This window comes from Prevotella jejuni (assembly GCF_900187995.1).
Classification (GTDB): Bacteria; Bacteroidota; Bacteroidia; order Bacteroidales; family Bacteroidaceae; genus Prevotella; species Prevotella jejuni.
The window spans coordinates 22,719-35,584 of record NZ_FZNZ01000015.1 but is presented as its reverse complement, the minus strand read 5'-3'; the positions used below and the strand labels follow the sequence as shown (position 1 = coordinate 35,584).

8 protein-coding genes are annotated in these 12,866 nt (G+C 46.8%); 3 read left to right on the top strand and 5 right to left on the bottom strand.

Translation table 11 applies throughout. The annotated features are described in order from the left end of the window. Window positions 1–226 precede the first annotated feature (226 nt). The 4 genes from CHB62_RS07140 to CHB62_RS07125 form a co-directional block, all read right to left on the bottom strand. Entirely contained in the window at window positions 227–1,207 is a 981-nt protein-coding gene (locus tag CHB62_RS07140) for an MlaD family protein (RefSeq protein ID WP_089366279.1), read from the bottom strand. A gap of 12 nt (window positions 1,208–1,219) precedes the next feature. Then, window positions 1,220–2,497: an N-acetylmuramoyl-L-alanine amidase family protein gene (locus tag CHB62_RS07135; RefSeq protein ID WP_089366278.1), complete on the bottom strand. Its 1,278-nt coding sequence runs from the start codon at window positions 2,495–2,497 to the stop codon at window positions 1,220–1,222. Window positions 2,498–2,549: 52 nt separating this feature from the next. Continuing rightward, the gene (gene folB / locus CHB62_RS07130; RefSeq protein WP_438268812.1) at window positions 2,550–2,924 is read right to left on the bottom strand and encodes a dihydroneopterin aldolase; all 375 of its coding nucleotides are present in this window, start codon (window positions 2,922–2,924) and stop codon (window positions 2,550–2,552) included. Between the two features lie 69 nt (window positions 2,925–2,993). Continuing rightward, window positions 2,994–5,594 (bottom strand): adenosylcobalamin-dependent ribonucleoside-diphosphate reductase, encoded by a 2,601-nt coding sequence (locus CHB62_RS07125; RefSeq protein WP_089366276.1) that lies wholly within the window; start codon window positions 5,592–5,594, stop codon window positions 2,994–2,996. Window positions 5,595–5,690: 96 nt separating this feature from the next. Here CHB62_RS07125 and CHB62_RS07120 point away from each other — a divergent pair, with 96 nt between their 5' ends. The 3 genes from CHB62_RS07120 (at window position 5,691) to CHB62_RS14860 (ending at window position 12,038) form a co-directional block, all read left to right on the top strand. Continuing rightward, window positions 5,691–6,428 carry a nitroreductase family protein gene (locus tag CHB62_RS07120; protein ID WP_089366275.1) on the top strand — a complete coding sequence of 246 codons (738 nt, stop codon included), beginning with the start codon at window positions 5,691–5,693 and terminating at the stop codon, window positions 6,426–6,428. A gap of 2,933 nt (window positions 6,429–9,361) precedes the next feature. Next, window positions 9,362–11,569 carry a sodium-translocating pyrophosphatase gene (locus CHB62_RS07105; protein WP_089366273.1) on the top strand — a complete coding sequence of 736 codons (2,208 nt, stop codon included), beginning with the start codon at window positions 9,362–9,364 and terminating at the stop codon, window positions 11,567–11,569. A gap of 304 nt (window positions 11,570–11,873) precedes the next feature. After that, complete coding sequence (locus CHB62_RS14860) at window positions 11,874–12,038, top strand: hypothetical protein (protein WP_009013072.1); 165 nt, start codon at window positions 11,874–11,876, stop codon at window positions 12,036–12,038. Window positions 12,039–12,165: 127 nt separating this feature from the next. Here the strand turns inward: CHB62_RS14860 and CHB62_RS07100 are convergent, their stop codons facing one another. Next, a complete protein-coding gene (locus tag CHB62_RS07100; protein WP_009013073.1) occupies window positions 12,166–12,600 on the bottom strand; it encodes an NUDIX domain-containing protein in 435 nt (144 codons plus the stop codon). Window positions 12,601–12,866: the final 266 nt, after the last annotated feature.

Below are 12,866 nucleotides of genomic sequence, written 5' to 3'. Positions count from 1 at the left end.
GTTATATTTGTGGACTTTGCGTCATCTTGTATCTCAGGTAGCATATAAGCGTAGTTGTGTATTTCTAAGTATTTGAAGAACAAGTACTTTACTACTGCTAACCACGAAAACGACCCAAGTAGTGAAACAAACACAAGGGAGAGGGGAAGAAGCTGATACTCAAAAGGCTTCAACACGCATCCCTTGTGTGTGAAACATCGACCGTTCTATTTAGACCTTATTTAAATTACTTGTCCTTTCTTCCGAATAGAGAGAAGTGTACATAACGTTTCGGATGAGCCTTGACATTGGTCAAAAGACTATCTGCTGTGCGCACTGTATTATTCAGATTATTATAAAGATTAGCGTCATTAAGCATTAAGCCTAATGTTCCCTCGTTGCTATTCAGCTTGGCTGTAAAGGCGTTCATATTGTCGATAGTAGCGTTCACCTTAGCCATTGTCGTTGCAATGTCAAGTTCGTTCACCTTATTATTAAGGTTGCCCATCATCGTGTTAGCACCACGGATGGCCCCACGCGCCTCTGTTATGCCCTTGTTAGCATTGAGCATTACGCCGTTGGCATTGTCCATCACTCGGCCAGCCTTCCCTACCACAGTAGGCAAAGCACCATTGGCTTGTGCAAGCAGTTGGTTGAGTTCGCGAGAAGTGGTGGTGAGGTTGGTGGTTATATCTTCCACATTATGAAGCGAAGTACGCAGGGCTGGGTCGGCAAGGAGGCTGTTCACGCTTCCAAGGATGCTGTCTACCTTAGGTAACATCTTCTGAATAGCAGGCACCATACCCTTTATGTCGCCCAAAGTACCATCGTTGATGCACCCATCTATCCACCCATTAGCAGCCAACAACTTCTTGCTGTCGCCAAGTTTCAGGACTACCTTCACATTACCCATGATGTCGCTAATAATCTCAGCAGTAGTACCTTCTGGCACCTTCATGGTCTTGTCTACATCGATATCAACGGTGATAGACTCGCCTAACTTATCATAGTTGTAGTCGATATCACGCACTACACCGACCTTAAAGCCGCGAGCGTAGACAGGAGTAGACGTGGATAAGCCCGTAATATCATTGAACTTAATCCTATAATGCGCATCATTCGAGAAGAGAGACAGACCTTTCAGGAACTGGATCCCAAAGAACAATACAACGATCGCAAGTAGTGCTACTACAGCAATCTTTACTTGTGGCGTAAATACTTTCTTCATATCTTGTTTACTTTACTTATTCTTTTTATTCCTTAGAAACTCTGATATCGCTTGGTTGACATCCATTCGTGAGCCGTCTTTATAGGCAATTATAAACGATTGTGGGAAGTCTTTTAATAGATTGTTGCGCATGCGCGCTATCTCATTATAATTCGTACTTGACCCTACCGTGTACTTATAATAATTGCCCTCTTGCGTACAGTTGATGTCTGTGCGGCCTCGGAACAGCGGACTACCAGCGCGTAGCTGTTTGTTGGAGGCCATGACCTGTATCTTAAACACAGGTACGCTCGCCTGGGCTGTAGTACGATCGTCGCACGTCGGCAGGAGGTCTTTGATAGCAGCCGATATCCGCTTCTTAGCCTCTTCCACCTTACTCATACGACGGGGCTTCTCAGTCTGTGAGACAGTCTGACGTCGCTCCGTTGGCACAACAGTACGAGGTTTGTCGACAGGGGCCGTTGGGATGACACGATCGATGACTATCTTCTTATTCTCAACAGGGCGGTAAGGGACAACGATGCGGGTGTCGTACTTGTTCTTATACTGTACGAAAGCATTGTAGATACCCCTCGCCATGGCATCAATACCCTCTGGTGAATTAAGATACTCCTCCTCGTCTGCAGCAGTGATAAAGCCTAACTCTATCAGACAACTCGGCATATAACTCTCACGAAGGACAAGGAAACCAGCCTGATGGACACCCTTGTCGATACGACCAGCCGATGAGCAGACAGCGTTCTGTATCATTCTTGCCAGCTCAACACTCCTTTCCATGTTCGCATTCTGCATGAACTCGAACATGATATAGCTCTCTGACGAGTTAGGGTCGAAGCCCTGATAGGTCTGCTGATAGCCTTTCTCCATCGAGATAACGCTGTTCTCTCGCTTAGCCACGTCAAGGTTGTCCTTCGCACGGTGCATACCTAAGGTGTAAACTTGGAACCCTTTCACATACCGACCAGAGGCTACAGAATTCGTGTGGACCGATACAAACAGGTCGGCCTTTGCTTTGTTGGCTATATCAGCACGCTGATGTAAAGGAATGAACACATCGCTCTTACGCGTATAAATCACATTGACGTCGGGCATATTACGCTCTACATAACGCCCAAAAGCCAAGGCTATATTCAAGTTGATGTCCTTCTCTTTGGATATAGCACCTATCGCACCAGCATCATGACCACCATGACCGGGGTCGATAACCAGTGTGAAACGCCCGTCTGCAGCCCATGTAAGACCAGCAAACATGACCAAGAAGACAAAGAGAAGCGATATTTTCTTAAACATACTTAATTCTTTAGGGAACAAAGATACGGCTTTTCGGTGGGAAACCATGGCTCTAATCTTTGGTTTTATCATTTATTAAGTGTAATTCAACGCCTGCCCCTTCACTATCAGCACCCATGGGTGGGTTTTTCTTGACTATCTTTAAGTCGATACTACTTATCTCTGGGAAGGCGACTGACAGCTCTTTAACAAGGGAACCAGCGGCTGACTCTAACAGACGGGCGGGTCGACTCATCACTTCTCTAACGATGTCGAACACCGTTGCATAGTTCAGCGTGTCGGCGACATCATCGCTCTCCATGGCCTTAGCAAAGGGATAGCCTATACGGAGGTCGACAACATAAAGATTACCTACAACACGCTCCTGCGCTCCTACTCCTATACGAGCATGGAATTGAAGACCCTGCAGAAGAATGTAACTTGTCATTATTTTCATCATTACTTACGAGAAGTGAGGACAAAAGAAGGCCTTTGTCCTCTGGGTTCATACTGAGTGCTATCCGCAACGTGAGGCCCCACAGTTGGTGCAGATAAGGCAGCCTTCTTGATAGACAAGGGTCTCCTGTCCACAAACAGGACATTTTAAGCCTGAAGCACTGGTCCCATCAGTGACGTACTTCTTCAATGCGCGCTCCACACCATTCTTCCATGTGTTAATGCTTTCACTCTTTAGTTGCAGCGAGCCGACGAGCTTGATGACATGATCGATAGGCATCCTGTAGCGTAAGACACCAGAAATCAGCTTCGCATAGTTCCAATACTCTGGATTAAACTTCTCTGATAAGCCCTCGACAGTGGTCTTATAACCACGCTTGTTCTCAAACTGAAAGTCGTAACGATGTGTACCGTCTTCTGCGGTCTGCTTGATGATCTTACCCTTTGTAACGCTCTTTGGAAGGGCGATACCTTCCTCGTCATCTTGCAAGCCCGTGAAGATCTCGTAGGGATAACCCTCTAACAAACCTACGAAGGCCACCCATTTCTCTTTGTTGTTTTGGAACCTCACGACATCACACTCCAGTTCCTTTGGGCGCACCTCAATAACTTGTGGATGATTGCAGATGTGCTCGTGATGCTCTTCAGCTGAGTTTAAGTCCTTTGCCTTCTCCTCATCAGCAGGCTTGTTCTCCTTGGTCTTGTCTTTCTTTGACACTGATATCATCACACCCGAACGGCTTCCATCACGATAGATGGTGCAGCCCTTGCATCCACTACGCCATGCCTCGACATAAAGCTTATTAACCAGAGCCTCATCAACTTGGTTAGGTAGGTTCACTGTCACGGATATAGAGTGGTCAACCCACTTCTGTATCTCACCTTGCATACGCACCTTCATCAGCCAATCGACGTCGTTTGCCGTTGCTTTATAATAAGGAGAGCGTTTCACAAGTTCGTCTATTTCTTCTTGGCTATACCTCTTTTGTGTGTCAATCCCGTTCACCTCCATCCATGTAAGGAACTTACGGTGGTAGACAATGTACTCTTCGAAGGAATCGCCAACCTCGTCGACGAAGTCTACATGTACGTCTGTATCATTAGGATTAACCTTACGACGACGCTTATAGACAGGCATGAAGACTGGTTCGATACCTGATGTCGTCTGTGTCATGAGCGAGGTTGTACCCGTAGGGGCTATCGTCAAGCAGGCTATATTCCTACGACCATACCTCTTCATATCCTCGTAGAGCTGCGCATCGGCCTCCTTCAATCGTAGAATAAACGGATTGTTCGCCTCACGCTTAGCATCATATATCTCGAAGGCACCACGCTCCTGTGCCATTGTCACTGATGAGCGATAAGCATTCAGGGCTAATGCACGATGAATGGAAACGGAGAAATCGGTTGCTTCCTGCGTTCCATAACGTAGCCCCATAGCAGCTATCATATCGCCCTCGGCCGTGATACCCACTCCTGTGCGTCGACCCAGACAACTCTTCTTCTTTATCTTCTCCCAAAGATGATACTCTGCACTCTTCACCTCATCTTGCTGTGGATCGCTCTTAATCTTCGTTAGGATGAGGTCTATCTTCTCCATTTCAAGGTCGATGATGTCGTCCATGAGTCGCTGTGCGAGCTGTGCATGACGTTCAAACAACTCTTTGTCAAAACGTGCATGGTCTGTGAATGGGTCGATAACGTAGGAGTAGAGGTTCAATGACAAGAGTCTACAACTATCGTAAGGACAGAGGGGTATCTCTCCACATGGGTTTGTTGAAACGGTCTGGAAACCAAGGTCAGCATAACAGTCGGGGATGCTCTCACGGATTATCGTGTCCCAGAACAGCACGCCTGGCTCGGCACTCTTCCATGCGTTATGTACTATCTTCTCCCACAGTTCCTTGGCCGACACCTCCTTGGTAACGGCTGGCTCATCGCTATCAATAGGGAACTGCTGTACGTAAGGTTTACCTTCAACGACGGCTTGCATGAACTCGTCGGTTATCTTCACAGACACATTGGCACCTGTCACCTTACCTTCTTCCATCTTGGCATCGATGAATGCCTCTGAATCGGGGTGTTTGATACTTACCGAAAGCATCAAGGCTCCACGCCTACCGTCCTGTGCCACCTCACGTGTACTGTTCGAATAACGCTCCATGAAAGGGACAAGACCTGTAGAGGTCAGGGCTGAGTTGTTCACTGGCGAACCTTTCGGACGAATGTGGGAGAGGTCATGACCAACGCCACCACGGCGTTTCATCAGTTGTACCTGCTCTTCGTCGATACGCATGATAGCACCGTATGAATCGGCATTACCGTCTAAGCCGATGACAAAACAGTTGGAGAGCGATGCCACCTGATGGTTGTTACCAATACCAGTCATCGGACTACCAGCTGGGATAATATATCTGAAATGGTCTAAGAGGTCGAACACCTCTTGTGCCGTCAATGGATTCTTATATTTCTGCTCAATACGTGCTATCTCGTTAGCTATGCGCCAGTGCATCTGTTCTGGCGACTTCTCGTAGATGTTACCATAGCTATCTTTCATCGCATACTTGTTGACCCACACTCGAGCAGCAAGTTCGTCGCCACCGAAATAAGCTAAGGTAGCTTGGAAGGCCTCGTCGAAAGAGTAAGTTTGATTGGTTGTCATTATCGCTGTTTTAGATTTTTTTCGTCTGCGAAGTTACGAATTGTTTTCCAAAATAGAAAACATTTACTTAACTTTGTAGCATTAAAATCATCTAAAATGGAAATGTTTAATAACAGAAAGACTATAAGGAAATATACCTCTAAGGAGGTGTCTGAGGATTTAATAAGAACTTTGTTGGAGAAGGCGGAACGTACTCCTACAATGGGTAACCTGCAGCTCTACTCGGTTGTCATTACTCGGGAAGCGGAGAAGAAGGTGCAACTTGCACCGGCTCACTTTAATCAACCGATGGTGACTGGGGCTCCTGTTGTTCTCACGTTCTGCGCTGACTTCCGTCGTACTACGCTTTGGGCGGAGAACCGTAAGGCTATGCCTGGCTACGACAATTTCCTTTCGTTCCTCAATGCGGCTACTGATGCGCTGCTCTACTGTCAGACCTTCTGCAACCTTGCCGAGGAGGAGGGATTAGGCACATGTTTCTTGGGAACGACTATCTATAACCCGCAGTCGATTATTAAGACGCTCGGTCTGCCTCGCCTTGTCATGCCTGTTGCAACCATCACCCTCGGTTGGCCCGATGAGAACCCACCCCTCACCGACCGCCTGCCTATCGATAGTATCATCCATAACGAGACTTACAACGATTATACTCCAGCCCGCATTGATACGTTCTACACCCCTAAGGAACAACTCGAAGAGAATAAACACTTTGTGGAAATCAACCATAAAGAGACGCTCGCACAGGTGTTCACCGACCTAAGATATACTAAGGAGGCGAATGAAGCAATCTCCGAAGTGTTGCTAAAGACGCTGAAAGAACAAGGCTTTATGTAGGATTAACAACCCACTAACAGCCCACCTTCAACACCTAACACCCATCACCCATCACCCAACAGAGAACCTCACCCCCAACCCCTCTCCGAATGGAGAGGGGCGTGATTACCGTGATACCCCTATTTACTCGATATAGTTATCCAAATTACTCTCCCAACTCTTCGAGAGAGACGACTAATATTATGCTATTACTAAACCCCTATCTTGCACACTATCAACCAACTACAGCATTCTTCCCTACCCTTTCTTATTATTACACCAATACTCCGCACGAACTTAGTTAACCCTCTTCATATCACCTATAAATATTCAACAAACTGGCAGCTAATATCTAATACGTAAGCCACTAACGCTCCCTTCATATTCTATTATAGCCATCCTTCAATATTCTTAATCAACTACTCCTTATTATATATAGCCAAGTTAGGGCTTGAGTGGTGGGTGTTAGGTGGTGAATGGTGGGTGTTGGGTATTGAATGTTGGGTGTTAATGATTAGCTTTGGTGGGTGTTAGGTGGTGAATGTTGGGTGTTAATGACTATCTTTGGTGGGTGTTGGGTGATGAGTGTTAGGTGCTGATGATTAGCTAACGTTGGCTGTAAGGTTCTGTGAAATCGGTTGACTTAATGTCTCTGTGGAAACCTGTGTATTCTGTTCTTCTGTGTTTTTCTGTGAGAAATAGAACGCACCCACTCTATGAGATGACACACAAACAACTCGCTGGAGAGTTTTTTCTCTCACAGATCTCACAGATTTAACAGTGCGTTATTGCGCACAGTTTCGAACCCATAAGAGAGTGGCCCCTCCCCCAACCCCTCCCCCGCAGGGAGGGGTGTGATATGTGAGGTTACCCCTATTAGGCTGCTTACATACTTCGTAAAGGTTTTTTCTCTCACAGAGCGCACAGAGTTCACTGAGCCTTTTGGTGCACATTTCGAGCCCACAGAACGCCTTCGGCATACAGATATCACAGAGCGTTACTGCCAAAGAAGGGTGTTGGGTGATGGTTGTTGGGTGTTGATGATTAGCAAAAGAAGGATGTTGGGTGATGGATGTTGGCTGTAACGCTCTGTGTTTTCAGTTGACTTAATGTCTCTGTGAAAGTTTGTTTGTTCTGTTTTTCTGTGTAAATCTGTGAGAGAGAATATTATCCTTTGTGAGGGAGAAGATTGTCCTTTGTGAGAGATGGAAATGTCGTTTGTGAGAGACGGAAAACTAACTATGTAAATAGAAAATGTAAGGATATTTCGCTAACCATTCTCCTCTCTTTTCAAATAAAGGCCTGGCTTGATGCAAGAAGAGGGCTTTCAACGTTCGAGAACATGGCTTTCTTGTCCCATGAAGGGCGTCTTCTGCAAGCAAGGAGGGCATATACTCAAATGCTAAATGTAATTAGCTGATTTCTTGTGAGTTATATGCTTGGTTGTAAATGATGATTTTTGCTTGTCTTGTGGTAGTTAGTTTGATGATGTGTAATGATTTTTCACGACAGGGAAGACTTGTTGCATGGAGAGGAAGGGGGCTACGAGGCAGTGTCTCGGAGGTCTGAACAGCAGGACACGGAGGGGTGAAAAGCAGGGGTCGAGGGAGGGCAAACCTCTCTCTATGAGCCCTGTGTGTTCTGCTCATCTGTGTTCTCTGTGAGAAAAAGAACGTTTTTGAGATTCGCTGGGGAGTTTTTTCTCTCACAGAACTCACAGATTTAACAGAACATTTTTACGCAAAGTTTTGAACCCATAAGAGAGTGGCCCCTCCCCCAACCCCTCCCCCGCAGGGAGGGGCGTGATATGTGAGGTTACCCCTACAAGACCGCCATTAAGGGACATGACGAAGCCTACATCCTTTTTATAGGGGTATCTCGGTGATTACTCCCCTTCCCTTCGGGGGAGGGGCCGGGGGAGGGGCCGCTATTTTTCTGACCCCTGTGTGTTCTGTTCATCTGTGTTTTTCTGTGAGAAATAGTACGCACCCTCTCGATAAGATAAGAACCGCGAAAGTCGCTGGGGAGTTTTTACTCTCACTGAACTCACAGATTTAACAGAACATTTTTGCGCAAAGTTTAATTCGTGGGGAATTTTGTCTCTCACAGATCTCACAGATTTAACAGAACATATTTGCGCAAAGTTTCGAACTCACAGAACGCCTCCGGCATACAAAATTCACAGAACGTTACTGCCAAAGATGGCTGTAAGGTTCTGTGAAATCGGTTGACTTAATGTCTCTGTGGGCCTTTGTGTGTTCTGTTCATCTGTGTTTTTCTGTGAGAAATAGTACGCACCCTCTCGATAAGATAAGAACCGCGAAAGTCGCTGGGGAGTTTTTTCTCTCACAGAACTCACAGATTTAACAGAACCTTTTTACGCAAAGTTTTGAACCCACAGAACGCCTCCGGCATACAGATATCACAGAGGCCTCACCCCCAACCCCTCTCCGAATGGAGAGGGGAGTAGTATGTGAGGTTACCCCTTTTGGCCTGCTGATGATAGGAGATGGGCCACTGAACATCTGGAGGACATGCAGGGGTATCTCGGTGATTACTCCCCTCTCCATTCGGAGAGGGGCTGGGGGTGAGGCTTCTGGTGGGTGTTAGGTGTTGAATGTTAAGCGTTAATGATTGTCCACAGAGGGGCTCGGATCAACAGCATACCCCCATCAAGAAAAAAGCAGCGAAGCAGGGGTAACCTCAGTAATCACGCCCCTCTCCATTCGGAGAGGGGTCGGGGGTGAGGCCGATTGGAGGTCGGGAATGAGGCCGGTTAGGGTCGAGGGTGAGGCCGATTGGAGTTGGGAGTGAGGTCCTTTATAGCTTCATTCTGTTTTACTATGACATTTTCTCCTATCTTTTTTACCCCAAATCACTTGACAATCAATATTTTTTTATATATTTGCGACATCTTTGAATCTATCATTACAACAACCTAAAAACTTCGAATTATGGAACACATTCCACAAGTCTTTTGGCTTATTCCCATCGCATCGGTGTGCGCCTTGGGGATGGCATGGTATTTCTTCAAATCTATGATGAGGTCTGAAGAGGGCACACCCCGCATGATTGAGATTGCTGAATACGTGCGTCGTGGTGCTATGGCCTATCTGAAACAGCAGTACAAAGTCGTTTTGATTGTCTTTGTTGTCCTTGCGATTGTCTTCGCAATCATGGCTTACGGCTTCAATGCACAGAATGAATGGGTGCCATTCGCATTCCTTACTGGTGGTTTCTTCTCTGGTCTTGCAGGCTTCTTCGGGATGAAGACTGCCACCTACGCCAGTGCCAGAACGGCCAATGCAGCACGTAATGGACTCAACGACGGACTCAAGATTGCCTTCCGTTCGGGTGCCGTCATGGGTCTTGTTGTCGTTGGATTAGGCTTGTTAGACATAGCCATCTGGTTCATTGTCCTCACTTGGTTCTATGCTGACAAGATGACGACAAGCGAGATGCTTATCACTATCACGACTACGATGTTGACCTTCGGTATGGGTGCTTCGACGCAGGCGTTGTTTGCTCGTGTGGGTGGTGGTATCTATACGAAGGCTGCCGATGTAGGGGCCGACCTCGTTGGTAAGGTGGAAGCAAACATCCCTGAGGACGACCCACGCAACCCGGCTACGATTGCCGACAACGTGGGCGACAACGTAGGCGACGTCGCAGGAATGGGTGCCGACCTATACGAAAGCTATTGTGGGTCAATCCTCTCTACAGCAGCCTTGGGTGCAACAGCCTTCGCAGCATCGTCAGGTGATATGCAACTAAAGGCTGTCATCGCGCCAATGCTCATCGCTGCGGTCGGTGTCTTCCTTAGTCTCTTTGGCATCTTCCTCGTGAGAACGAAGGAGGGAGCTACGATGAAAGACCTTCTCCACGCTTTAGGTCTTGGTACGAATACGGCGGCTGTACTCATTGCAGCAGCAAGCTTCCTCATTCTCTACCTCTTAGGACTGGAGAACTGGCTTGGTGTTAGCTTCTCGGTCATCACGGGCTTGGCTGCAGGAGTTATCATCGGACAGGCAACGGAGTACTATACCTCACAGAGTTACATGCCTACGAAGGCTATCTCTGAGGCCAGTCACACGGGTGCGGCAACGGTGATTATAAAAGGTATCGGTACGGGTATGATTTCTACTTGCGTCCCTGTCCTCTCTATCTCAGTGGCTATCATGCTGAGTTATCTCTGTGCCAACGGCTTCGATATGTCGATGTCAGCCCTCTCTATTCAGCATGGCTTGTATGGAATAGGTATCGCTGCAGTCGGCATGCTATCTACTTTAGGTATCACCTTAGCGACAGATGCCTACGGACCAATTGCTGATAACGCAGGCGGAAATGCGGAGATGAGCGAGTTAGGAGCGGAGGTGCGCCATCGCACTGACGCCCTCGACGCCTTAGGTAACACTACGGCTGCTACGGGTAAGGGCTTTGCCATCGGTTCGGCAGCACTGACGGCTTTGGCGCTGTTGGCCTCTTATATCGAAGAGATAAAGATTGCCATGGCACGTGTCGGTACACAGATGACGAACGTTGCAGGCGAAACCATCGATGCCACAAAGGCTACTATCCCCGACTTCATGAACTTCTTCCAAGTAAACCTGATGAACCCGAAGGTGCTTGTCGGTGCTTTCATCGGTGCGATGGCGGCCTTCCTCTTCTGCGGACTGACGATGGGCGCAGTAGGTAGAGCTGCTGGTAAGATGGTGGCAGAGGTGCGTCGTCAGTTCCGTGAGATTAAGGGTATATTAGAAGGAACAGGTACACCAGACTACGGTCGATGTGTGGAAATCAGTACACAAAGTGCTCAACACGAGATGATTATCCCATCGCTCTTGGCCATCATCATCCCTGTCATCGTGGGTCTTCTGCTCGGAGTGGCAGGCGTATTGGGCTTGTTGGTAGGCGGTTTGGCCGCTGGCTTCACCCTTGCTGTATTCATGTCGAATGCTGGTGGTGCATGGGATAATGCAAAGAAGTATGTCGAAGAGGGTAATTTCGGTGGTAAAGGCTCTGATGCTCATAAGGCTACTGTGGTCGGAGACACCGTTGGCGACCCCTTCAAAGACACTTCTGGGCCATCGCTCAACATCCTTATTAAACTCATGAGCATGGTCAGCATCGTCATGGCGGGCCTCACTGTCGCTTGCCTCTAACGGTCTGCTCGGATTTATTTTCACGAGTGGAAAGATTTTTTTTCATGAAAAGAAATATTTTTCTTCACGACAAGAAATATTTCTTTTCATGAACATAATTCGTTGTGATGTTATTTTTCTACGATCAACATCTTTGTTTTCAGCATACTGCCGACAAAGTTCTCAGACCGTTAAGGGGCTTGGTAAGCTCCTAAAAGAGAATATGATAAGAACTTAAAAACTTTTCCTTGAAATATTTGCGAGCATCGTCTCCTTTCCTTATATTTGTACGCAACATTGATAAAGAACCTAAAAACGAGTCATCATGAGAAGAGTTATATTCCTTCTGTCTATTTATATCCTTGGCCTCGTATTACTGTTATTAGGAACAGAGGGCAGACTTTCCATCCCACTCATTGCTTTAATCATAATGAGTTCGTTCGGTACGCTCTACCTAATTAGGCATCCTAAGAAGGATAAAGAGGCTTAACGAATAAGAAAGAAGGAGTTATGAACCGTCACTAAACGGCTCATAACCATGCGATTATGGTATCACTATCACGCTTATCGATAGTATTCTGACAAGCGTTAAAGTCCATGAAAGGTTTGATGAGCCCCTATTCAGTCAGGCCCATCAGCTGCTTTGCTGCCAGAAGAATATCTTTATGGTCGAACGCTAAGTCGGGTAGTTCGGTCAAGGGGAACCACTTTGCTTGTGCAGCATCATCCAAGCCGCTGACCTCCGCAGGCTTATCAAGTATCGTGTAATAGGCCACCGTGATAACTCGCTCACGTGGGTCGCGGTCGACAGCATCATAGACTCCCACACGGTGAAGGTCCTCAACAATCAGACCCGTCTCTTCTTTCAACTCACGACGAGCAGCGTCAGCGGTCGTCTCGTCTATATTCATAAAGCCACCAGGGAAAGCCCATTTCCCTTTACAAGGCTCGTTTCTACGCTGAATAAGCAACAACTCCAAGCCGTTTTCAGTGTGTGCAAACACCAAGCAGTCGGCCGTCACTGCTGGGTGTGGATATTTGTATGTGTACATTTCAGTCCTCTTTTGTTTATAAAACGCCTTTTTCTCTATATAAGTCTGTTAGGTTATCCATCATATAAATCCGTCTATGTGTTATCACTTGTTACGATAGCTTCAATATAACTGACAACTACACGATTTGTAAAGCGACACCTGTAAAGGCTAAATAAGCCACAACGATATATGAACTAAGATATTCAAGCCTAATAGTAAGGCAAATATACAAATAATATATGAAATGATAACACATCCAAGAGATTATTTACAAAAGGGAAATA